This is a genomic window from Alteromonas sp. AWM4_230 (genome assembly GCF_056158305.1).
The window spans coordinates 3,390,371-3,413,520 of sequence record NZ_JBSWTB010000001.1 but is presented as its reverse complement, the minus strand read 5'-3'; the positions used below and the strand labels follow the sequence as shown (position 1 = coordinate 3,413,520).

The following is a 23,150-nucleotide window of genomic DNA, read 5'->3' as shown; positions in this document are numbered from 1 at the left end:
CGTTGGCAATAGCAGGAGTAACTATGTCTCGCAGAATTATGTTGATCCCCGTGGGCACGAGTGTGGGCCTAACTACGGTCAGCATGGGTCTTGTTCGCGCAATAGAAGAACAAGGAATAAAGCTTAATTTTTTCAAGCCGGTGGCGCAGCCAAGAAAGGGCGACAATGGAGAAGAGCGCTCTACGGCAATTATTGCACATCATGCTAGCGTATCACCAATCGAACCGTTCGAACTTGAGTACGTTGAGCGCATGATCAGTACCGACAATACTGATGAGCTGTTAGAAGAAATTATAGAGCGGTTTGAAGAAAAGAGCGTTCAAGAAGCGGTAACCGTGATAGAAGGGCTAGTGACCACGCGTCATCACCCCTACGCGGAGCGTTTAAACCTTGAAATCAGCCGTGCTCTTGATGCCGATATTGTTTTTGTGGCCGTGCCTGGCAACGAGTCGACAACAGACATTAATCATCGCCTTGAAATCGTTGTAGACACCTATGGCGGTCATAAAAGTCAAAAAGTGGTTGGCTGTATCTTTAACAAGGTTAATGCGCCTTTTGATGAACATGGTCGCCTTCGCGCTGATATTGGTGCAATAGAAGCGCCAGAGCACGACGAAGAGCGTACGCAGGCATTACGTGACTTGCCTATTTTCAAAAAGGGTTTAAGCCTTCTTGGTACGGTTGATTGGAGCGCAGACTTAGTGTCTCCTCGCGCTACCGATGTGGCAAAGCACCTAAATGCAACCTTGCTCAACGAAGGCGAGTTGGCAGAACGCAGATTAAGCAGCGTTACTTTCTGCGCGCGCGAGATTCACAATATGACGCATACCTTAAAGCCGGGCGCGTTACTTGTGATGTCAGGCGATCGCGGTGATGTATTTGTGTCTTGCTGTTTGGCTGCGCTAAACGGCACTAAGCTGGGCGCGCTATTACTTACAGGTGGCTATCAGCCCGATGAAAATATCATGGCGTTGTGCAGCCAAGCCATGGAAACAGGCCTGCCTGTCATGCTTGTAAATTCGAATACATGGCAAACAGCCCAAGCGCTTCACGCATTCAATCAAGAAGTACCGGTTGATGATAGCCAGCGTATTGAGAAAGTGATGGTGCATACAGCGGAAAGCTTAGATGCCAGCTGGGTTAACTCACTAACGCAAAAAGTTTCTCGCCAGAAGAAGCTATCTCCATCGGCGTTCCGTTTCTACCTTACTAACCGTGCAAGACAGGTTAACAAGCGTGTTGTACTGCCAGAAGGTAATGAGCCTAGAACCGTGGTGGCTGCATCAATCTGTGCAAAACGTGGTTTAGCACGACCTGTGCTTATTGGTGATGAAACAGAAATTCGCCGAGTAGCAGAGCAGCAAGGTGTGGTGCTGAGTGATGGCGTAGAAATTGTTTCTCCTACTGAGATAAAAGATCACTATGTTGAAGGTTTAGTGGCACTGCGTGGTCATAAAGGCGTTACTGAAGTGGTTGCTAGAGAATTATTAGAAGATAACGTGACCTTAGGCACAATGATGCTTCAGCAGGATGACGTAGACGGATTAGTATCTGGTGCAGTAAACACCACTGCGAACACTATTCGCCCAGCGCTTCAGTTAATTAAAACTGCGGAAAATGCATCACTTGTATCGTCAGTGTTTTTCATGCTTCTGCCTGACCAAGTTTTGGTTTACGGCGACTGTGCCATTAACCCTGACCCCAACGCTCAGCAGCTAGCCGACATAGCTATTCAGTCTGCGGAATCGGCGCAAATGTTTGGCATTGAACCACGGGTAGCTATGATAAGTTACAGTACTGGCTCGTCAGGTGCAGGTAGCGATGTAGAGAAAGTGCGTGAGGCAACTAAGATTGCACAAGAGCTACGCCCTGATTTACTTATCGACGGTCCGCTTCAGTACGATGCTGCGGCTATTGAAAGTGTAGGTAAGAGCAAGGCTCCAAATAGCCCAGTTGCGGGTAAAGCAAACGTATTTGTTTTCCCAGACCTAAATACGGGTAATACCACTTATAAAGCGGTACAGCGTAGCTTCGACTTAGTGTGTATTGGCCCTATGCTGCAAGGCATGAGAAAGCCAGTCAACGATTTAAGCCGCGGTGCGTTGGTGGACGATATTGTATTTACCATTGCACTTACTGCTATTCAGGCTGCGGGTAACGCTTAATCAAATACAGTGAACTACCTGTGACTTAAATACTAGTCAAGGTTTAGCAAAAACGGCGCAGCTTCAATCAAAGCTAGCGCCGTTTTTTTATGTTTTTGATTAAATACGCGTCATTTTTTATTGGGGAAAACGAGACTACGCTAGCCCATACTTAACTGAACTTACAAAACGCTATTTTCGGCTTAGTTTATCCACAGTAATACATGTAGATAAAGTCTCCATTTGTGATGCCAATAATAGTTACAACCAAAGCTGAAATGAAAAAAAGATAGGTGTACTTCAGGCTTAGTTTATCCACTTCGTCAGGTTTTAGTTTTTACTCACCTACCAGTTAGTCATTACCCAAGGGGATACTGTTATTATTTGTATCTTTGGCACTTATGATTACAAAAACATCGTTGATAAAATCTAAAGCAATCTTGACCCTTCCGTTTTGCTCTCCACTTTTTAGTGCTTCTAAAGATGTGTAAAAAATTGAATTCAAGTCCAGGTCTAAATCTTTACCTTTTGGTAATTCAACGGCTTGTAGAGATAAGTCCAAAATCGCTAAAACATCTTTTTTCGCTCCACCAACAAACCAGTCATATACATCGTTTCGTTGGTAGCTAGCTGACAAGAATTCGTAGGGAGAACCTTTAACTAAAATGAGGCCCTTAGAGACATAGCCAGATTCGCTGTCGTCAGTATTATGAGAATAGTGGGGGTGAGTCGAAGATATTTTGTGTGTTTTACTATCTAAAGATGAGTCGTATAGCTGGTTAGAAAAGTTAGCGATATAGGCCCCGAGTGCATCTCTGAAGCGAAAATAGAGGTCTATGTCACGTTGTTCATTAATTGAAAAATTGACAGAGGTGGTGTTTGTAACAGGTTCTCCATCGCCATCAATTTCTAAACTCGTGTGAAATTTATGTGCGGTCGCATTCCTGAAGTTTATGACGGCTATATTGCTCGAGCGGCTCTTTTCTGGCTCTGTGCTGCTGTCCGCTTCATTTCGTCATAGGTACATCCATTACATGGGGTAAGTTTAATAGTAGCGCTGGCTTCATAGCTGACGAATGTTGTCGCTAGAACTACAATTACTGAAAATAATATAGCCCTAAGATTCATAGCTTCTCCTTCAATTCCTTGGATAGACGAATTCTTTTAGGTTAAAACGACTCATTAGTAAAATTAATACCGCAAACTCAGCCCTATTTGTATTTTAACCTATAAAAGTTAGACGGGGCATACATTGGCATAGCATAAACTTTGTTTCAACTTGTTTATATTGAGCAATCAGCGCTGCCTTCGTTTAATTATGACCGCGCAAACAAACAGTAGAATAACTATAAACGAAACACCTAACTCTTGCAGGTGGTAATACGGTGTAAACCCGCGAGTCGCCACAACTGGCGCCGAAATATTACCGGCTATAAATTGCGGCAAGCGTGTTGTCACTTCGCCTTTGTGGTCTATAAAAGCAGTAATACCGTTATTTGTTGCCCTAACTACAGGGCGCCCCAACTCAAGGGCACGCATTTGCGCAATCTGCAAATGCTGCGCAGGACCGTGAGAATGTCCAAACCACGCATCGTTACTTACTGTAATGATCATGTCTGTATCTTCATATACGTTTGCCATAACTTGATGAGGAAACGCAATTTCAAAACAGATAGCAGGTGCTAGGTGAATGCCATTGGCTTCAAGATTAGCCTGCTGATAATCACCACGAGAGAATGACGACATAGGCAAGTCGAAAAGAGGGGCCAGGGGGCGAAGCCAGTCTTCAAAAGGCACAAACTCACCAACAGGTAATAGATGGTGTTTGGAAAAGCGGTTATTGTGGAAATATTGGTAATCAGGGTACGTAGCATCTGGCGCACGTTTACCTAGCACAATGAGATTATTCCACGCCTCGTCGGTTTCCCAGTTATAGTTAACAATGCCAGTAATAAGCGCGGTGTTTTCTTTAAAAGCTCTTTCATTAACTTTGGCAAGATAAGGTTGGGCTAAAGGCTCAAGCTTGGGTACGGCCGCTTCTGGCCAAATAATTAAGTCGTTACTCCATAGGCTTTCGGTTAGCTTCCAGTAGGTGTCCATAGTAGGGCCATCTTGCTCTGGCACCCATCGCAAGCTTTGCGCAATATTGCCCTGCGCCATGCCAACAGAATAGGTTTTTTTGGGGGTAACCCAAGTATGCTGTTTAAGCAGATAGCCACTGGTAAACAAGCATAGTGCAACCATCACTGCGTTGGCGAAAGTTCGCTTATTGTGAATCAGTGCAAATAGGGTAGCGCTAATAACGATAAGCGCGCTTATACCCGTTTCCCCAATAATAGGCGCAAAACCAGACAGTGGACTTTCTAGCTGGCTATAGCCTAAAGATAACCACGGAAAGCCACTTAGCATCCAGCTTCGCAACCACTCGGCCACAACCCAGAAAAAAGGCAGTGCCATGGGCCACAATTGGGGAGAGAAATACTTGGCGGTGAATTTGGTGGCAAGCGCTGGGTATAGCGCCAAATATCCACAAAGTAATGCCATTAAGGCAATGGAGCCGATAAGAGGTAGCCCACCAAAATCGGCAATGCTCACATGAACCCAGCTTATGCCAGCGCCAAACCAGCCTGCACCAAATAACCACCCAGCTATAAACGGCCTATGTTTCAGCTTGATAACTTGACGTATAGCAAGTGCGAGGGCAGGTATAGTTAAAAGCCACATATTAAATGGGGCAAAAGCCAGCGTTAAACTTGCGCCGCTTAACAGAAGAAGAAAATGGGGAATAAACCGTTTCAGCATAGAAGTCATCTGATGGTGGTTGATAGGTTTTGTTTTACACTGGGGTAAGCGCTTAAAAATTCGCGCTACCCTGTGCTGAAATAAACGTTATTGTGACGACGTCTCTATTCCAATGAAGGCACTGAAACCTTAAGTTGAATAAGTCGGCGCTTATCAGAGTTAGTCACTTTAAACTGCACATCTCCAATGGTGATTTCATCATTGGTTTCAGGCATATGACCAAACGCTTTAAGCACAATACCACCAATGGTATCGGCTTCTTCTTCGCTAAATTTGGTTTCAAAAAACTCGTTAAAGTCATCCACTGGGGTTAACGCTTTAACCGAGTATGTCGATTTATTTAATGGGCGAATATCATCGGTACCGTCTTCTTCGGTATCGTACTCATCTTCAATTTCACCCACGATAATCTCTAGAATATCTTCGATAGTCACCAAGCCAGATACACCGCCGTATTCGTCTACAACAATGGCCATGTGATAGCGCTGCTGACGGAACTCTTTAAGAAGAACGTCTACTCGTTTACTCTCTGGAACGATAACCGCTGGGCGAAGAATATCGCGAAGGTTAAATTCTTTTTCTGCATTGAAGGCAAAGGAAAGTAGGTCTTTTGCAAGCAAAATACCTTCGATATGGTCTTTATCTTCACTTATAACAGGAAAGCGTGAGTGGGCAGATTCGAGCATCACCGGTAAAAATTCTTCTACCTTTTGCTCTACATCTATGGTGGTCATTTGAGCGCGAGGGATCATGATATCCCTCACTCGCATTTCATTTACCCCAATTACCCCTTCAATCATTTCGCGGGTTTGTGGGTCTATTATGTCGTTTTGTTCAGCATCAGTAATAACCGATACTAACTCTTCTTTACTTTTCGGCTCGCCAGAAATCGAATTTTTTAGTTTATCTAACCAACTCTTGCCTGATGAGCCGTTGGTAGAGTGAGGATTATCGTCGCTCATAATGTCCGTTTAATTGTTAGGTCAACGCCAACGTTAAAATGGTTCGTGCTGGTCGTCAATGTTTTATTGCTATTAAGTGTTAATTTACTTATATAACAAATGGTTATGGTTATTTGTTAATCGTTGACTTCATAAGGGTTATCTATGCCAAGGCTAGCTAGAATATCAATTTCTTTGCTTTCCATTTCTTCGGCATCTACATCGTCGATATGGTCATAACCCATTAAATGCAATAGCCCGTGAACCGTCATGTGCGTGTAGTGATCGCTCACTTTCTTTTGCTGCTCTTCAGCTTCACGGCTAATGACCGGGGCACAGATAACGAGGTCGCCTAATAAGTTGATCTCAATGCCGGGGGGCGCTTCGAAGGGAAACGATAGCACGTTTGTCGGTTTATCTTTGCCTCGGTATTCGTGGTTAAGGCTTTGGCTTTCTGCTTCGTCGGTAAAGCGAATGGTGACTTCTTGCCCGTTCAAACCTTCATACTTGAGAACAGCATTAGCCCAAAGCTCAAGTTCTGAAGGTGACGGAATGGCTGATAAAATAGTCTCGTCACCTTCAAACGCTTGTTGTACATCAATAATGGCTGTCACGATGCACTGTCGTCTTTCGTTCGAGCATCGTTTGAATGCTCAGGGCTGTTACCATCAGTTAGCTCAGGGCTGTTACCGTCAGTTAGCTCAGGGCTATTATTACTAGTTGGCTCAAGGCTATTGTCAGTACTAGGCTCAAGGCTGCGCGCTGATTGTTCACGCTGAACACGCAACGCTTCTTCTTTTTTCGCTTTTCGAATACGCTCTTGCTCAGCGTCATGCACTTCGTAAGCTCTTACAATGCGCGCAACCACAGGGTGGCGAACCACATCTTCAGCATGGAAGAAGTTGAAAGAAATGTCATTTACTTCGCTTAATACCTCGATGGCGTGGCGAAGGCCTGATTTGGCACCGCGAGGTAAGTCTACCTGTGTGATATCACCAGTAATCACCGCTTTCGAATTAAAGCCAATACGGGTTAAGAACATTTTCATTTGCTCTACCGTAGTGTTCTGGCTTTCATCCAAAATGATAAAGGCGTCGTTTAGCGTACGACCACGCATATAGGCTAACGGCGCAACTTCAATAACATTACGCTCCATAAGCTTTTCAACTTTCTCGAAGCCAAGCATTTCAAATAGGGCGTCGTAAAGCGGTCGCAAGTAAGGGTCTACTTTTTGCGAAAGATCGCCAGGCAAGAAACCAAGCTTTTCACCTGCTTCAACAGCAGGGCGGGTAAGCAAAATTCGGCGAATCTCTTGGCGCTCAAGCGCATCGACAGCAGCGGCTACAGCAAGGTAAGTTTTACCTGTTCCGGCAGGTCCAATACCAAAGGCAATATCGTGGTTAACAATGTTTGCCACATACTGCGCTTGATTAGGGTTACGCGGCTTTATAACACCGCGCTTAGTTTTAATATTGATCTCTTTGCCATAACCACCCGTTGCGTCTTTTTCAATAACGCGGGCTTCTTGAATGGCAAGATGAACTTGTTCTGCTTCTAGTTCTGGAATACGACCTTTAACAGGTTGTGTTTCTATATAAAGAAGCTTAAGTAATTCGCTAGCACTTTTTATTTGCTGCGGTTCACCCAACACCTTGAACGCATTATTTCGGTAGGTAATTTCTACACCCAGCCTGCGCTCAATTTGTTTAATGTTGTCATCAAAGGGGCCACATAAACTCGACAAACGTTTGCTATCTGCCGGTTCTAAATCAAATTCGTTACTAACCAATGTACTCAAGCTACTCTTTTCCTCGCTATAAAATTGTTTTTAGGCTGGGTTAAATTGACCCACGCCAAGTTCATTAGGCAAATCTGCCTGATGCTTTGCCATGATAGATTGGGGCGAAACTGCAACACGCAAGCCCATTTCACTTTCTCTGCGCACAACTTCACCACGTAGTGAGTTGGTAAATACGTCAGTGATGTTTACATCAACGAATTCACCAATCATATCTGGTGTGCCTTCAAAGTTTACTACGCGGTTGTTTTCAGTACGTCCAGAAAGCTCCATTGGGTTTTTCTTAGACGGGCCTTCAACCAAAATTCGCTGCTCAGTGCCAACCATGTGACGCGCAATACGAAGTGCTTGCTGCGTAATACGCTGCTGTAGTAAGTGAAGACGTTGCTTCTTAGTTTCTTCACTTACATCATCCACTGCATCGGCAGCAGGTGTACCTGGGCGAGCACTGTAAATAAAGCTGAAGCTAAGGTCATAATCCACGGCCTGAATTAAATCCATAGTAGCTTCAAAGTCGGCATCGGTCTCACCAGGGAAGCCAATGATGAAGTCGCTCGACAAGCTAATGTTCGGGCGAATTTTTTTCAGCTTACGCATTTTCGACTTATATTCAATTGCCGTATGGCCACGCTTCATCAGGTTCAAAATACGGTCAGAACCGCTTTGAACAGGCAAGTGCAGGTGGTCTACTAATTCAGGGATAGACGCGTATGCTTCAATGATATCGTCAGTAAACTCAACCGGGTGAGATGTGGTGTAACGAATACGGTCGATGCCATCGATAGCAGCTACTAGCTCTAGTAACTCAGAGAAACGACAAATTGTGCCGTCGTAATTGTCACCGCGATACGCGTTAACGTTTTGACCTAGAAGATTTACTTCACGTACGCCTTGACCTGCAAGCTGTGCAATTTCAAGCAATACGTCGTCAACAGGACGGCTTACTTCTTCACCACGGGTGTAAGGTACTACGCAAAACGTACAGTATTTTGAACAGCCTTCCATGATTGAAACGAACGCCGTGGGGCCTTCAGCACGTGGTTCAGGCAGGCGATCAAACTTTTCAATTTCTGGGAAGCTGACGTCAATCACTGACTTTGCGCCGCCTTGAAGTTCGTTGATCATTTCAGGCAAACGGTGCAGCGTTTGAGGGCCAAAAACCAAGTCTACGAACGGCGCACGCTGTCGTATGGTGTCACCTTCTTGAGAGGCCACACAGCCGCCTACACCAATAATAAGTTCAGGCTTGTCTTGCTTTAACGTCTTCCAGCGACCAAGTTGATGGAAAACCTTCTCTTGCGCTTTTTCGCGAATAGAGCAGGTGTTAAGCAAAATAACGTCGGCTTCTTCAGCACTTTGTGCTGCACTAAAGCCATGCGTTGAGTCTAGTAAGTCTGCCATTTTTTCCGAGTCGTACTCGTTCATTTGGCAGCCCCAGGTTTTGATATACAGCTTTTTAGTCATAACAACTATTCGATAACCTGTTAGTGTTCCTGTAAGTGAATGCAGTATCACCTTTGTTCAGTTAAGGTGTCTGCCAGAATGTTATTCTGCATAGGGCGTTTAAAGCGCCCATGCAAAAAGCATCGGAAATGTCAGTTACAGGAAGATGTTCAAAATAGCCGCATATTTTACCTGTTATGCAGGCATATTCCCAGTGTCTTACGACGATTCGTGAAGAATTGATCTAAGCCAAGCCTGTTGTACGTTTTACTTCACAGCGCTTTGTGTTTTAAGACATAATGCAAGTGCGTGTTTTAAGGAGAGTAAATGGTCGATTTTTGTATAAATGGCGGTGGTATGGTGGGTGCAGCACTCGCCCTAGGTCTGGCCCAACAGCAGTTTAAAGTAGCGGTAATCGAGCCTTATTTACCTGCAACATATAATGCAGAAAATGGCCCAGACTTGCGGGTCTCAGCCATAAGCGAGGCGTCGGTTACCCTATTAAAAGCATTGGGTGCGTGGGATCATATTGCTGCTATGCGCGTGAAACCCTACACAGGTTTAAGTGTATGGGACCACCCGTCTCATCGAACAGACTTCACCGCACAAAGTATCGACATGCCTCAGCTGGGGTTCTTTGTAGAAAACCGTTTGTTGCAACTAGGTTGCCACGAAGCACTAAAACAGTATGAAAATGTTGAGCTTATTAGTGGCCACACAGTGCAAGATATTCAGTTAGCCAATTCTGCTACCGTTAAACTATCTAATGGCAAAACGATAGAAGCTAAGTGGCTTATTGGTGCCGATGGTGCAAACTCTCAGGTAAGAAAGGCGGCCGGTATTGGCACCACAGGTTGGCAGTATGCCCAACAGGCAATGGGCATCACTATAAAAATGGACAAACCCGTTGAGCCCGTTACTTGGCAGCAGTTTACATCTAGCGGCCCAAAAGCGTTTCTGCCTATGTTCGACAATTATGCCTCTCTTGTGTGGTACGACACGCCCGACGAACTAAAACGTATAAAAAGTTTAAAAGCGAGCCAACTTGAAAGTGAAATCCTTGAAACGTTTCCTGATGAACTCACTAAGAATGACAACAGTTTTTCTGTTGTAGACAAAGCAGTTTTTCCGCTTACCCGTTCTCATGCTAATCACTATGTTAAAGGCTGCTGTGTGCTAATTGGCGATGCAGCGCACACCATTAACCCATTGGCTGGGCAAGGCGTGAACTTAGGTTTTAAAGATATAGAGGCGCTTTTATCTGTTACCGCTAAGGTTAATTCCAACCACAGCACTGGTGAACTTTCGCTTACGGATAAACGATTTTTGCAAATGCTCACCAACGACTATGAAAGGCCACGAAAGCGAGATAACTTGGTAATGATGAGCGCAATGGATGGGTTCTATACCTTGTTTAGTAACGATATTGCCCCCATTAAATGGGTAAGAAACCAGCTGCTTTCTGTGGCGCAGCGCATCGAGCCTGCTAAACAACAAGTGCTTAAATATGCGATAGGGTTACGATAATGGAAGTATTAATTTTACTGGCTGTATTGTTCGGTGCATTGGCATTAATTATACCGCTAATTGAGCGCTCTAAGATGCGTATCAGTAATGAAGACGCGGCCAAATGGGCAAAGTGGATTTGGCCTTTAATGGGGATTTTGCTTGTTGCGCAATTATTGCGTTTGCTCTTCTCCTAAAAACTTTTGCTTAGGTTTGTAAAGTCACAAAATCTTGCCATTTGCTTAAGCTAACTCTATTCATAATTAAAAAGGTTCAAAGGAATGACCGTACAATTCTCGCAAGGGTTCTCTAATCAATGTCCCTTAGTAAGTTTAAAAGGCTATAGCCTCTACTATATTTGGCAAGGGCACCCATCAGAAGAAGGCGAAAAACATTTTTATCAGTTGAAGAGTAAACCTGACCCCGAAGAGGTTGAGGTGATGTCAGCTTGTTGGGATGGCTATACAGGCAGTTACCAGCTGAGTGTTGAAGGAAGGCTTGTTCTTACTCATTTTTATTATTATCTTCCCGACGGTTTAGGGGAGTCTGATGCCTTACTTGAGGAGCTGCAAGGCGACTTTTACTTAGAGTTTAGAACCCACTTTGAAGGTGACCAGTTATACGTCCCCTTTGTCGATGGTAAAGTAATTGATGACCAAGAACAGTGGGTTGAAATAAAGCGGGCCCAATTTGACTCAAAAGCAAGCGAAAATAACTTTTTCGCTTGGATAAAGAGAGTCATTCCGGGTCGTTTGTTTAATTAAGCCATATTCTATGCAACTGCTTTTAAGGCATTTATTATGAAAATGCGCTGTTTCAGCCTGTTTCAGCCCCTTTGAGCCCCTTTGAGCCCCTTTCAGCCGGCATTCACTTCAATGTGTTTGTTGAGGCCATTGCCCTTTTAAATCGATTATTACTTTGTCGATCATCTCAATAGTAGCTGCGTTTTCATCTTGCATAAGCGCAAAAGCTCGTAAACCTACGAATTGATTTTGAAGCCACTCTGCGGCCAGTTTCGTTGGTGTATGTTCGGGCAGCTCACCTTTCTCGATACAGGCTTCTATAATATCTCTGAAACCAGCCTTAAGAGTTTGCATGCTTTTTAGCACTGCTTTTTTGGCAACGTCACCAATGATATCTAGTTCTGCAATAGACTTAACTAGCAAGCACTGGCGCATATAGCGCTGTTCATCAGGGCCAGTTAATGCCGTTTCAAAAAAGCTATAAAGCGCATTTAAAGGCGATTCGGCCTGTGCTACTTGCTCTAAACGGTCTGCGCTATTTTGTGCATACTGTTCAATAACAAGCTTGAACAAACCTTCTTTACTTTGAAAGCGAGCGTAGATACTGCCGGGGCGCATATCTAACGCTTGCTGAATATCGCGCATACCCGCAGCATGAAAGCCTCGTTGCCAAAAAAGCGTAGTGGCTTTTTCAATAATGTCATCGTGATCATATTTCATAGCTGCATACCTTATACGTGAATATTTTGAACATGTGTTCAATTATCGCTTGAACGATCGTTCAAGTAAACCTATTATTGATCCCACTTCAAAGAGGTAAGGGTAACCAAAAGGGTTACTTTAATTTCTAGTCACATCAATAGGAGAGTGATATGAGCGATTTTGAATTACATACAAAAGAGACAGCGCCAGAAGCGGCAAAGCCACTAATTGATAACTCGGTTAGCGCATTCGGCATGCTGCCTAACTTGCACGCTGTAATGGCAGAAGCGCCAACGTTGCTTGAAGGTTATCAAGTACTACACAAGCTAGCGCAAGAAACGTCGTTTAACGCAGAAGAACTAACAGTAGTTTGGCAGGCAGTAAACGTAGAACACGCATGTCATTACTGTGTACCAGCGCATACCGGCATTGCTAAAAGCATGAAAGTAAGTGATGACTTAATTGAAGAGCTACGCAACGATGAAACACTGTCTGATAGCAAATTGAATACGCTAAAAGAGACCGTACTTGCCGTAACTCGCGGACGAGGCAATGTTGATAGTGCGCAGCTAGATGCGTTTTACAGTGCTGGCTACAAGCACCAGCAACTACTTGAAATTATTCTTATTTTGGCGCAAAAAGTGATGAGTAACTATACAAACCACTTAGCCGAAACACCGGTTGATGAGCCGTTCAAGCAATTCGAATGGTCACCTAAATAAGAAGTCCATTTCAGAGAAACAAAGGCTCCGCTTTTGTTTCTCCACTGATTATTGTGCTGGTCGTTACTTGTACAAGCGCAAGCATCTTAAAACGGCCAGCAATCCCGCACTAAAAAATACATAAATTAGAATCGCAGAAAGCATGACATTTTCCTTCACTGGATTTTTCCAAGTTTGACTGCGCTAGCTGAATGGTCTTAATTAGCCAACGTTTAGCTGCATCTGTGTCGTTAAACACTTCAACGTTATCTCCAGCTCGCTCGTAAATACTGCTGAAATGTTGCGTGGCGAAACTGGGCGAGTTTGACTTTTCAACAATAAGCGCCGTGCCTACTCTACCGTTTTCTATATCTTTTTTTACAAGCTCAATAAGGTGTGCCTCTGCATCAGGCACATGTATGGGTTCACCATAAATGCTTGCCATGACTCCCCATGGGGCGCCGCTCAGTTCTTGTAATACCGACTCCGCTTTGTCGGTTGAATATTGAAGCGCTTCAATATTCCAAGGGCCATGTCCTTCGAGAATGAGTATGCGATCTTCCCGGTGAACATACACTTCACCATGGGGCATGAAACGGGCCATTTTAACCAGCTGATTTATGAAGCGATTGGTAGCTGCGGCTCAAGCTCTTCAGCAGTATTAAGAGCAACTATTTCTTCATAACCTTTTTGTTGAAGCAGGGCTTTTAAGTCATCTCGTGATGCACATTTTGTGTGCTTGGCAAGTGCAATAGCTTCAATGAAACAAGATAGGTAAGTTGTTGATTGTGCCTGTGTCATATACTTCTCAATTTGTTGCGTTGACGGGACAACTTTGTCTAATACTCAAGTCACTCATGTGACGTTTATGTGACTTTTTTATGAAAAAAATCAAGAAAAGTTCATTATTAACCTTGAAATGTATATACATTGAATATACATTTATAATTCGAATTGGTGCTTCTTACCTATGAAAGCGGTCGAGATGTCTGAAAAAAACAATAAAAAGAAGAAAAAGAATAGTCAGATGATTATTCGAATTAATGACGAAGAAAGAGCGCAATTTATTGCGCTTTGCGATTCTTTGGATACGTCTGCGGCTCGTGAAGTAAGACGCTTTATTCGTGAATTCATTGAAGAACACAATGAAGAATAAATGCTGATAATCAGCAATACACTACAGAAGAAACTAAGGATATAAAAATGGCTAAGAAAAAAGAAATCAAAAAAGAGATGAAAGTAGCTAAAGCAAAAATTGCTAAGCAAGAAAGCAAACTAAAAAAGCTAAAGAAAAAGCTAAAAAAAGCGTAACGTGTAGCGTACTGCTTTGAAAAGGTGGCCAAGGCCACCTTTTTTCGTATTTACATTAGATAAATCAGTAGCTTCACGTTTTAGTCCCGTAAACCCTGCCTGTTATCGATATTTCTAAATTATTACAACTTTAGTATTGTGTGGGAGAATATTTTTGTGATTTACTCACTGCTAAGCATTTTTGCTTATCACTTCTAATAATTATAAGTCTTTTCAGACAACTCGACGTTTAGCAGTACCCCAACAACAGAAAAAGAAAATGTATCTGTAGGTCTTTTTTCTACTCGATAGAGTAAAAAGCATAGTTTTCAAAGCAGTAAACACATATAAAATTCAGGAACATCACAATGCAACAGGCTAAATTTAACGCTTCTGTTTTTAAGCTTTCCTTAATTGCTTCTGCAATAGCAGGAATGCACTTTTCCACTTCAACACTGGCACAAGAGCAAACTACAGTTGATGAGCAGGATGTTGAACAAATTCAAATCGTAGGTTCTCGCCGTGTAGGCCGTACTATCAATGACTCTCCCGTTCCTATCGATATCATCGACGCTTCTTCGATAGAAGCGACGGGCTTAACTGAAACCAATATGATTTTGAATCAGTTGCTGCCAAGCTTTAACTTTCCTCAACCCTCTGTTACCGATGGTACAGATCACGTGCGACCAGCCCAGCTGCGAGGCTTAGCACCTGACCATACCCTGGTATTGGTAAATGGGAAACGCCGTCATACTTCAGCGCTTCTTAATCTTAATGGATCGGTAGGGCGAGGCTCGTCGGCAGTAGATTTAAACGCTATTCCTGCTAACGCTATCAAACGAATTGAAGTGTTGCGCGACGGAGCGGCAGCGCAATATGGTTCAGACGCTATTGCTGGCGTAATCAATATTGTATTGAAAGACGCCGCTGAAGGAGGCGAAGTATCGGCGACTTACGGTGCTAATGTGACGACTATGGACGGCGTACCTAACCTTGAAGGTGTAAATATTGGCGCTGACGGTAATTTAGCTTTTGAAGAAGGCAGTGACCGAGAGGTAACCGACGGTCAAACCTTTACCCTTCGCGGCAACGTGGGCTTTGAGTGGGGTGACGATGGCTTTGTAAACGTTTCTGCTGAATATCGCGACCGCGGCCAAGCAAATCGCGCAGACTACGATCAGCGAGAAAACTATGCCCGCGATGCAGTGGGTAATTTAGATCCTCGTGAGCTTACGGTTAATCGCTACAACCACGTTTATGGAAACGGCGAGGTAGAAGACTACGCACTGTTTATCAATGCGGGTAAAGCACTCACCGATAGCATTGAGTTTTACACTACAGCAGGTTATAGCACTCGTGACTCTCTTGGCAGTGGCTTTTATCGCCGAGCTCAAGACTCGCGTAACATTGTTGATATTTATCCTGACGGATTTTTACCAGCCATCCAAACCGACATTACGGATATGTCATTTATAGCTGGAATTAAAGGTTATGGGGATGTCTGGAATTACGACCTATCGTTAACGCACGGTGGGAACGAGCTAGAATACGGTGTAGTAAACACACTAAATACGTCACTTGGCCCCACAAGCCAAACTGAGTTTGATGCCGGTACGCTTGAGTACGATACCACTATCATTAACGCAGACGCGTCTCGTTTGGTCGATACAGGGCTGTTTTATAGCGAGATGAACTTCGCAATGGGAGCAGAATACCGTCACGAAGGTTACGATATCACAGCGGGTGAAGAAAACTCTTACATTCAAGGTACCTTTGGTCCTGGTGGAGCGGTAACCGACCCAATAGAGGGGCCATTTGGCGCAGCTGGCGCACAAGTATTCCCTGGCTTCACTCCAGAATCAGCAGGTGATAACAGTCGCCACAACTACAGCTTTTACGTTGATGTAGAAGCTGATGTTGTAGAAAACTGGAACGTAGCAGTGGCAGGGCGCTATGAAGATTATTCTGATTTTGGCAGCACGTTTAACTGGAAAATGTCACACCGTGTAACGCTTAGCGATGCATTTGCCCTTCGTGCGTCGGTATCAACAGGCTTCAGAGCGCCGTCTCTTCAGCAGCAGTATTTTACCTCTATTGCCACCGTATTTGTTGATGGCGAGCCAACTGAAACTGGCACCTTTGCACCATCAAGTGAGGTTGCACAAGCGCTTGGTAGCCCGGGCTTAGATGCAGAAGAGTCGAATAACTACAGTGCAGGTTTTACCTACTCGCCCACAGCGGACTTCAACTTAACCGTAGACTTCTACCGCATTGATATTGATGATCGTATTGTGCTGTCTAACAACCTTTCGGGTGAAGCAATTGAAGCCTTGCTAGAAGGCACTGGGGCAAATCGTGCACGCTTCTTCTTAAACGCTATCAATTCGCGTACAGAAGGTGTCGACATTGTATCTACTTACACCTTGAATACATCTGACTATGGAGCGTTTAACTTTAATGCCGGAATGAACTTTAACGACAACGAAGTGACCGACATTTTAGATGCTCCTGACGTACTGCAAAACGCTGGGTTCGACCAAGACAACCTGTTCAGTGATGTGGAGCTTCGTCGTTTTGAAACAGCGTCACCAGACAGCAAGCTGAACTTAGGTGTTACATGGAATTACGACCGTTACACAACCACGTTACGCACTACCCGTTATGGTGAAGTTGAAGACCCTTCTTCAATTGAAGCGCGCAATGAAATTCTACCTTCGGAATGGATCACAGACTTGGATGTTCGCGTTGCATTAACCGATGGGCTAACGGTTTCTGTAGGTGCTAATAACATCTTTGATGTATACCCAGAGCCAACGCGAGACCTGGTTGATGAAGTCACGACTTTCTCTCGTCTGTTTTCTTACTCAGGCTTCTCGCCGTACGGTTTCACCGGCCGCTTTGTTTACGGAAAAGTTGCGTATCGTTTTTAATTAAGTGCTTTTAATTGAGCGCTTAGGATAAACGTAGAAATACTAGAGTAGTTAATGTGAAAGCCCCCTAAGGTTAGTTATACAACCTTTGGGGGCTTTTTATTTGTTGGGCAAGATGCTATTGGCGGACAGCGTAATATAGTCAAAATTAAATGTATATTGCGGTACTACTATAAGTCCTTTGCTTTCAGGTTTAACCTTTAATCTTCATCGTTTTGTTTTGCAGGCACATCATCCCGATCAAAAGTAACGCTGCATCTATGCGCATCGAGAAGCGCAAAGTCTTCTTTAGGAATAAATGCATCGTAATCACGTTGAAGCTTAACTTGCGCTTCTTTACGAATTTTACTGCGGCGAATAGCGGTGACAAAGTTTCGCATTTCATAGTGAGTAGATAGTTCAAGTTCAGGAACGGATACAGGTTTACCGCTGTCATCTTTGGCTACCATGGTAAAGAAACTATTATTAGTATGCTTAACCTCGTTCGTTTTTATGTTCTCCGTGGTTACCTTTATCCCCACAACTAACGATGTGTTCCCTACATAATGCACAGTAGCATCTAGGTGAAGAAGGTCACCAACCTCAACGGGCTGTAAAAACTCAACGCCGTCGACAGTTACTGTAACGCAGTAGGCGCCTGCATGCTTACTTGCACACGCGTACGCAACTTTATCCATTAAAGATAAGATAACGCCACCATGCACCTTACCGCCAAAGTTAGCGAATGACGGTACCATTAATTCAGTAAGTCTTGTTCTCGAAAATGCGACACTTCGTGCAGTCATAAACAACCTTTAATCTAAAGCCCTTGAAAAACGCCGTGTAAGCGTTCATATCAGTAGTAGTTTTACCCTACCACACATTTTAAGGAATGGTTTTGTCACAAACGCATTTTTATCAACCAAAAGAAGGTCATGGATTAGCTCACGACCCCTTTAACGCGATTATTGCCCCGCGCCCCATAGGGTGGATTTCTACAAAATCAAAAGCGGGTGTGCTAAACCTTGCCCCTTACAGTTTTTTCAATGCCCTTAATTATACGCCGCCAATTATCGGCTTTTCTGTAGTAGGCAGTAAGAAGGACTCATTGATAAACGTGCAGGAAACAGGCGAGTTTTGCTGGAATCTCGTATCGCAAGATTTGGTTGATGCGATGAATAAAACAAGCAAGCCTTTAGCACCTGAGGAAAGCGAGTTCGACCACGCTGGACTTCAAACCGTAGAAAGCGAAATAGTGCAGGTTCCTCGCGTGAAAGCCAGTAAGGTGAGCATGGAGTGTAAGCTTACCGATGTGGTACAGCTTAAGTCAGCCACGGGCGATGAAGTAAATAGTTGGTTTATCATGGGCGAAGTAGTGGGCGTACACATTGATAAGTCGCTAATTGAAAGCGGTGTTTACAGTACGCTAAAAAGCGCGCCAGTGAGTCGTGGCGGCGGACGAGGTGATTACTACACTATATCCCAAGATAATTTTTTCGAAATGCTAAGACCTGAGTAACGGTCTTTAAGAAAATAGCGGCAACGCGCCAATACCAATCGGTGACCTAAATGTTAAATATGAACTTTGATGAACGCTTAGCTATCAATACACAAAAGCAAGAGTGGCAGCCGTCGCCATCTTCCACGGTTTGGCGTAAGCCGTTAGAGCGTGAAGCAAAAGAGTCTGGCCATACAACCAGCGTGGTGAAATACGAGCCTGGCGCTAGCTTCAAACAGCATAGCCATCCGTACGGAGAAGAAATTCTAGTGCTTGAAGGCGTATTTTCCGATGAGCATGGAGACTACCCTGCAGGCACTTATCTGCGCAATCCACCAGACAGCAAACACAGCCCGTTTAGTAAAGAAGGCTGTGTGATATTGGTTAAACTGAATCAATTCGATAAGCGCGATTTGGCTGAAGTTAGAGTGAACACTAATACTGCTCAATGGCTGCAAGGGCAGGGCGGTTTAGAAGTGATGCCGCTTCACAACTTTGAGCATGAACACGTAGCGCTGGTTAAGTGGCCAGTTGGCGAGGTGTTTAAGCCCCACAAGCATTTCGGTGGTGAAGAAATATTTGTACTGTCTGGGACGTTTAAAGACGAGCATGGTGAATACCCCAAAGGTACGTGGATTAGAAGCCCGCATATGAGCCAGCATCATCCGTACGTTGATGAAGAAACAATAATTTGGGTTAAGACAGGGCATTTGCCGATAGCCTTGTAAGTTGTTATCGCTTCCTTTCTAAACTTTAGTGTCTGGTTTTTTAAGTGGATACGGTACAGGTAACCTGTTTGAGGTAATTAAACGCTAGATACGAGAAAGGCTAACGCGAGGTTAGCCTTTCGTGCCAAAACCGACTTTTTAATCGTTATTTAGTGATTGCCGCCTCTCAATAAACGAAAGGCTTAATCCCAAATACCATCTTCTGACTTACCCTGTATTTCACAGTCACCCGCTTTGTATTCCATGTTTGCGCCAGTGTCTTTTTTCTTAAAGTAGTCTTTGCTGATAGAAACAATGGTAGGGGTCATCCATACAATAGCGATGATGTTGATTACCGTCATTAAACCTAACGCCATATCGGCCATTGCCCATACCTGAGGTAGCGCTGCCTGTGCGCCCCAGTAGATCATGCCCAAGTAGCCGATGGTGTAGACTGCACGGCCTATTTTGTTATCTAGCTTGAACATGTGCAGGTTACTTTCGCCATAGGCGTAGTTTGCTACTACAGATGTAAATGCAAATAAGCTGATGGCGGCTGCCACGAAGTCGGTACCGCCTTCGCCTAGATGACTGCTCATGGCGTCTTGGGTTAGGCGTATGCCTTCCATTTGATCAGAGCTTGAACCGCCAGCAAGTAGAATGATAAAGGCAGTAGACGTACACAGTATTAGTGTATCTAAGAAAACACCCAGCATCTGAATATAGCCTTGAGAAACCGGGTGATTAGGGTTTGGAACAGCACTTGCTGCTGCGTGTGGTACCGAGCCGCTACCCGCTTCATTTGAATAGAGTCCACGCTGAATTCCATTTTTAATGGCAGCACCTAGTGCGCCAGCGCCAGCTTCTTGTAAACCAAACGCAGACTTTACGATATCAAGCAGCATAGCCGGCAGTTCGGAAATATTAATGAAGGTAATGGCAAGCGCCACTAGCACGTAGCCAATCCCCATGAAGGGAACCACAAACTCGGCAAAGCGGGCGATGCTTTTAAGCCCTCCCACAACAATTAACGCTGCCAGTGCAATAATGGCCAGGCCAACATATTCAGTAGGGAAAGAGTACGCATTGTTTAATGCATCGGTAATGGTGTTAGCTTGAACGGCACTGAAAACAAAACCGTAGCCAAAGAACAAACATAGCGAGAAAGCAACGGCTAGCCAGGTTTTGTTCAAACCTTGCTTTATATAGTACGCAGGGCCGCCACGGAACTCGCCGTTTTCGTCACGTACTTTATAAAGCTGACCTAATACACTTTCAGCAAAGCCAGTGGCCATACCAAGAAGGGCAATCATCCACATCCAAAAGATAGCGCCAGCGCCACCTAGTGATATAGCAACCGCAACGCCAGCTAAGTTACCCGTACCCACACGGGCAGATAAACTGGTACATAAAGCTTGAAATGAACTGATCCCATCTTTAGAAGAGGTGTTACTGCCTTTAAGCAGGCTGAACATATGACCGAAATGTCTAAGCTGTACACCGCCTAGTTTTACGGTAAACCAAATACCACATGCCAGAAGCATGATAATGAGTACTTGGCCGTCACCCCAAAGAATATTGTTAACTAATGAAACGAATTCGTTTATCACGCACTTTCCTTCGTTATTGTTTTAATAGCTGCTCGGCGTGTAAAGATGAACTGAACATGACAGGTGCGTTGTCAGAACAAACGCTTCAGTTTAAGCAAACATATATTTGCTAAACCTTAGGATAAGCCGAGCTATATCGATAAAGAGCTAATACTAGCACGACAGTTAAATGATTGGACAATGAAAACGTACTGAAACTATGACGTTTTATGCTCGCATATAGCAAATTTATTCATTTAGAAGGGAAAGGGCGTAGAGTTTTTAACTAAAATCTATCAGCACTTTTTAGAAGGGGTAAGCACAAAAAAAAAGCCGCTCAATAGAGCGGCTTCTTCAAGAATATGGCTGGGGTAACAGGACTCGAACCTATGAATGGCGGGATCAAAACCCGCTGCCTTACCAACTTGGCTATACCCCAAATTTGGTGCGGAAGGAGAGACTTGAACTCTCACGCCGTGAAGCACTGGAACCTAAATCCAGCGTGTCTACCAATTCCACCACTTCCGCAATGTAGACTTCCAATTAAGGAATGTAAAAAGTTGGTGGCTACGGCGAGATTCGAACTTGCGACCCCATCATTATGAGTGATGTGCTCTAACCAACTGAGCTACGTAGCCTTAACTTTTATCTTCAATAAAAAGCCGCTCGATGAGCGGCTTCTCAAGAATTTGGCTGGGGTAACAGGACTCGAACCTATGAATGGCGGGATCAAAACCCGCTGCCTTACCAACTTGGCTATACCCCAAATGGTGCGGAAGGAGAGACTTGAACTCTCACGCCGTGAAGCACTGGAACCTAAATCCAGCGTGTCTACCAATTCCACCACTTCCGCGTAGACGCTAGCTATAATAGTCATTCAAAAAAGAATGGCTGGGGTAACAGGACTCGAACCTATGAATGGCGGGATCAAAACCCGCTGCCTTACCAACTTGGCTATACCCCAGTCGTGGTGCGGAAGGAGAGACTTGAACTCTCACGCCGTGAAGCACTGGAACCTAAATCCAGCGTGTCTACCAATTCCACCACTTCCGCGCAGCTAGACTTTCCTAAAAGAGATAACAGAGAATTGGTGGCTACGGCGAGATTCGAACTTGCGACCCCATCATTATGAGTGATGTGCTCTAACCAACTGAGCTACGTAGCCTTGCTATTCTCTTCCCTCTCAGGAAGTGGCGCGTATTATGCGTATATGACTGGCAACCGTCAACCCCTTTTTTACTAACTTTTTTTAAATGCTCATTAAGTGTGCGCATTAGGGCGAAATACGCACAAAAAGCCGTGAATTTGAACAACTTGCAAGGGGTTAAGTACCGATTTACCAAGTTTTGTCACTGGCTTTTGTCTGGTAATAACACACGTCAATAGGGCGCGGACCATAGGTATTGTCATGAAAAAACGGGTTATCTAGGTTTCTTCCCGTATTAGCTCGCTTTTTGTATTCTTCATGATGTGGTGTTTGTAAAAAGTAAGGCGTTGAGTTGCTAGTATGCACAAAAGCCTGCTTTATTTTACTCTCTTGGGTAATGTCATCTAGTACACCACCTGTGTCCATATTGCCTCTAGGTAATTTTTGAAGCACATCCATACCTTTCACTACACGACCTACCACCGACATATTTCTATCTAAATGTCGCGGAGCTTGCCCAATTACAATATAAAACTCTGTACTGGCGGTATCTTTCTCGCTATTACGAGCAAACGCCACAACGCCAGGGCAGTGAAGCCCCCACATTTCTTTACGGCTTTTATCAATGCCCACAGGGAAGCCGTCTAAAAAGCCAGTATTAGGTGCAAACATATCTTTAGATTCAACGACGTTTACATTGCTGTTAAGTGGCTGAGTAAATTCAGCGCTTATTGGCTTAAGCAGATTTGCTGCAAATTGAGATGTGTCGTGGGTATCATTGCTGCCAGCCTGTGCCACAAAGCCGTCTACTACACGATAAAACGCTTGCTCGTTGTAAAAGCCTGCCTCTATAAGGGCTTTGAACCTAGCCACATGCTTTGGCGCAAGGGTAGGGTGAAGTGCAATAACCACGTCGCCATGTGCGGTTTTGAAGGTTACCGTGTTAGCTTGGGGTACCTGATACCAATTATCGGCATTGCTTACCAATGTTGGCGCCATTTCACCGCCGCTGATGTCAGATTGTGTGTTTTCCGCTTTAATCTGAGTTTCATTGGCAATGGAAAAACTAGTAAAACCTAGTAAACATAACGTTCTAACCGAGGCCTTAAAAAGGGATAGTCGGTTTTTTAGCTGTGTGTCTCGCTGCGATTTATTTTGCAATAACGCGAACGGTTGTAAATTGCTAAGCTGTTTTAGAATCATTATAAGGGCCGTTAGTTTTTTGTAAGT

20 protein-coding genes, 8 tRNA genes and 1 pseudogene are annotated in these 23,150 nt (G+C 44.2%); 9 read left to right on the top strand and 20 right to left on the bottom strand.

Annotation, left to right across the window (positions count from 1 at the left end; all coding sequences use genetic code 11):
- The first annotated feature begins 23 nt into the window (after positions 1–23).
- Complete coding sequence (gene pta / locus ACXACS_RS14685; RefSeq protein WP_474807661.1) at positions 24–2,165, top strand: phosphate acetyltransferase; 2,142 nt, start codon at positions 24–26, stop codon at positions 2,163–2,165.
- Between the two features lie 331 nt (positions 2,166–2,496).
- On the opposite strand, the gene ACXACS_RS14680 is transcribed toward pta, so the two are convergent.
- From ACXACS_RS14680 to miaB, 6 genes and pseudogenes are all read right to left on the bottom strand, one after another.
- Entirely contained in the window at positions 2,497–2,781 is a 285-nt protein-coding gene (locus ACXACS_RS14680) for a hypothetical protein (RefSeq protein ID WP_474807660.1), read from the bottom strand.
- A gap of 659 nt (positions 2,782–3,440) precedes the next feature.
- Positions 3,441–4,946, bottom strand: coding sequence for an apolipoprotein N-acyltransferase (gene lnt, locus ACXACS_RS14675; RefSeq protein ID WP_474807659.1), 1,506 nt, complete (start codon positions 4,944–4,946; stop codon positions 3,441–3,443).
- A 104-nt stretch (positions 4,947–5,050) separates the two neighbouring features.
- The gene (gene corC / locus ACXACS_RS14670) at positions 5,051–5,908 is read right to left on the bottom strand and encodes a CNNM family magnesium/cobalt transport protein CorC (protein ID WP_269916243.1); all 858 of its coding nucleotides are present in this window, start codon (positions 5,906–5,908) and stop codon (positions 5,051–5,053) included.
- A gap of 116 nt (positions 5,909–6,024) precedes the next feature.
- The gene (ybeY, locus tag ACXACS_RS14665) at positions 6,025–6,501 is read right to left on the bottom strand and encodes an rRNA maturation RNase YbeY (protein WP_474807657.1); all 477 of its coding nucleotides are present in this window, start codon (positions 6,499–6,501) and stop codon (positions 6,025–6,027) included.
- Positions 6,502–6,596: 95 nt separating this feature from the next.
- Positions 6,597–7,685: pseudogene (locus tag ACXACS_RS14660) on the bottom strand (PhoH family protein); the annotation flags it as partial.
- A gap of 30 nt (positions 7,686–7,715) precedes the next feature.
- Positions 7,716–9,149, bottom strand: coding sequence for a tRNA (N6-isopentenyl adenosine(37)-C2)-methylthiotransferase MiaB (miaB, locus tag ACXACS_RS14655; protein WP_474807655.1), 1,434 nt, complete (start codon positions 9,147–9,149; stop codon positions 7,716–7,718).
- A gap of 306 nt (positions 9,150–9,455) precedes the next feature.
- Here miaB and ACXACS_RS14650 point away from each other — a divergent pair, with 306 nt between their 5' ends.
- The 3 genes from ACXACS_RS14650 to ACXACS_RS14640 all read left to right on the top strand — a co-directional run bounded on the left by ACXACS_RS14650 (position 9,456) and on the right by ACXACS_RS14640 (position 11,398).
- Positions 9,456–10,655 (top strand): FAD-dependent monooxygenase, encoded by a 1,200-nt coding sequence (locus ACXACS_RS14650; protein WP_474807654.1) that lies wholly within the window; start codon positions 9,456–9,458, stop codon positions 10,653–10,655.
- Entirely contained in the window at positions 10,655–10,831 is a 177-nt protein-coding gene (locus tag ACXACS_RS14645) for a hypothetical protein (RefSeq protein ID WP_162889809.1), read from the top strand. Before ACXACS_RS14650 ends, ACXACS_RS14645 begins: the two co-directional genes overlap by 1 nt.
- Before the next feature lie 84 nt (positions 10,832–10,915).
- Positions 10,916–11,398: a hypothetical protein gene (locus ACXACS_RS14640; protein ID WP_474807652.1), complete on the top strand. Its 483-nt coding sequence runs from the start codon at positions 10,916–10,918 to the stop codon at positions 11,396–11,398.
- Between the two features lie 108 nt (positions 11,399–11,506).
- Here ACXACS_RS14640 and ACXACS_RS14635 read toward each other — a convergent pair whose 3' ends face one another.
- Positions 11,507–12,097: a TetR/AcrR family transcriptional regulator gene (locus ACXACS_RS14635; RefSeq protein ID WP_474807650.1), complete on the bottom strand. Its 591-nt coding sequence runs from the start codon at positions 12,095–12,097 to the stop codon at positions 11,507–11,509.
- A 152-nt stretch (positions 12,098–12,249) separates the two neighbouring features.
- Between ACXACS_RS14635 and ACXACS_RS14630 the strand changes: the two genes are divergently transcribed.
- On the top strand, positions 12,250–12,801 hold the full coding sequence (locus ACXACS_RS14630) for a carboxymuconolactone decarboxylase family protein (protein WP_474807649.1): 552 nt from the start codon (positions 12,250–12,252) through the stop codon (positions 12,799–12,801).
- A 109-nt stretch (positions 12,802–12,910) separates the two neighbouring features.
- Here the strand turns inward: ACXACS_RS14630 and ACXACS_RS14625 are convergent, their stop codons facing one another.
- Both ACXACS_RS14625 and ACXACS_RS14620 read right to left on the bottom strand, forming a co-directional pair.
- On the bottom strand, positions 12,911–13,384 hold the full coding sequence (locus ACXACS_RS14625; protein ID WP_474807647.1) for a hypothetical protein: 474 nt from the start codon (positions 13,382–13,384) through the stop codon (positions 12,911–12,913).
- 14 nt (positions 13,385–13,398) lie between these two features.
- Complete coding sequence (locus ACXACS_RS14620; protein ID WP_474807645.1) at positions 13,399–13,581, bottom strand: hypothetical protein; 183 nt, start codon at positions 13,579–13,581, stop codon at positions 13,399–13,401.
- 169 nt (positions 13,582–13,750) lie between these two features.
- Here ACXACS_RS14620 and ACXACS_RS14615 point away from each other — a divergent pair, with 169 nt between their 5' ends.
- Both ACXACS_RS14615 and ACXACS_RS14610 read left to right on the top strand, forming a co-directional pair.
- The gene (locus ACXACS_RS14615; RefSeq protein WP_474809346.1) at positions 13,751–13,936 is read left to right on the top strand and encodes a hypothetical protein; all 186 of its coding nucleotides are present in this window, start codon (positions 13,751–13,753) and stop codon (positions 13,934–13,936) included.
- 502 nt (positions 13,937–14,438) lie between these two features.
- Positions 14,439–17,000, top strand: coding sequence for a TonB-dependent receptor plug domain-containing protein (locus ACXACS_RS14610; RefSeq protein WP_474807643.1), 2,562 nt, complete (start codon positions 14,439–14,441; stop codon positions 16,998–17,000).
- Positions 17,001–17,200: 200 nt separating this feature from the next.
- On the opposite strand, the gene ACXACS_RS14605 is transcribed toward ACXACS_RS14610, so the two are convergent.
- On the bottom strand, positions 17,201–17,785 hold the full coding sequence (locus ACXACS_RS14605) for an acyl-CoA thioesterase (RefSeq protein ID WP_474807641.1): 585 nt from the start codon (positions 17,783–17,785) through the stop codon (positions 17,201–17,203).
- Positions 17,786–17,877: 92 nt separating this feature from the next.
- On the opposite strand from ACXACS_RS14605, the gene ACXACS_RS14600 reads away from it, so the two are divergent.
- Together ACXACS_RS14600 and ACXACS_RS14595 are read left to right on the top strand one after the other, a co-directional pair.
- Positions 17,878–18,498: a flavin reductase family protein gene (locus ACXACS_RS14600; protein WP_474807639.1), complete on the top strand. Its 621-nt coding sequence runs from the start codon at positions 17,878–17,880 to the stop codon at positions 18,496–18,498.
- Between the two features lie 50 nt (positions 18,499–18,548).
- The gene (locus tag ACXACS_RS14595) at positions 18,549–19,205 is read left to right on the top strand and encodes a cupin domain-containing protein (protein ID WP_474807638.1); all 657 of its coding nucleotides are present in this window, start codon (positions 18,549–18,551) and stop codon (positions 19,203–19,205) included.
- A 182-nt stretch (positions 19,206–19,387) separates the two neighbouring features.
- On the opposite strand, the gene ACXACS_RS14590 is transcribed toward ACXACS_RS14595, so the two are convergent.
- The 10 genes from ACXACS_RS14590 to ACXACS_RS14545 all read right to left on the bottom strand — a co-directional run bounded on the left by ACXACS_RS14590 (position 19,388) and on the right by ACXACS_RS14545 (position 23,123).
- A complete protein-coding gene (locus ACXACS_RS14590; RefSeq protein WP_474807636.1) occupies positions 19,388–20,794 on the bottom strand; it encodes an alanine/glycine:cation symporter family protein in 1,407 nt (468 codons plus the stop codon).
- A 342-nt stretch (positions 20,795–21,136) separates the two neighbouring features.
- Positions 21,137–21,212 (bottom strand) — tRNA-Gln (locus ACXACS_RS14585).
- A gap of 4 nt (positions 21,213–21,216) precedes the next feature.
- Positions 21,217–21,301 (bottom strand) — tRNA-Leu (locus tag ACXACS_RS14580).
- Between the two features lie 33 nt (positions 21,302–21,334).
- Positions 21,335–21,411, bottom strand: a tRNA-Met gene (locus ACXACS_RS14575).
- Positions 21,412–21,463: 52 nt separating this feature from the next.
- Positions 21,464–21,539: transfer RNA gene (locus ACXACS_RS14570), tRNA-Gln, on the bottom strand.
- A gap of 2 nt (positions 21,540–21,541) precedes the next feature.
- A tRNA-Leu gene (locus ACXACS_RS14565) sits at positions 21,542–21,626 on the bottom strand.
- A gap of 35 nt (positions 21,627–21,661) precedes the next feature.
- A tRNA-Gln gene (locus ACXACS_RS14560) sits at positions 21,662–21,737 on the bottom strand.
- Between the two features lie 4 nt (positions 21,738–21,741).
- Positions 21,742–21,826: transfer RNA gene (locus tag ACXACS_RS14555), tRNA-Leu, on the bottom strand.
- Between the two features lie 35 nt (positions 21,827–21,861).
- Positions 21,862–21,938: transfer RNA gene (locus ACXACS_RS14550), tRNA-Met, on the bottom strand.
- A 171-nt stretch (positions 21,939–22,109) separates the two neighbouring features.
- Positions 22,110–23,123 carry a peptidylprolyl isomerase gene (locus tag ACXACS_RS14545; protein WP_474807635.1) on the bottom strand — a complete coding sequence of 338 codons (1,014 nt, stop codon included), beginning with the start codon at positions 23,121–23,123 and terminating at the stop codon, positions 22,110–22,112.
- Positions 23,124–23,150 lie beyond the last annotated feature (27 nt).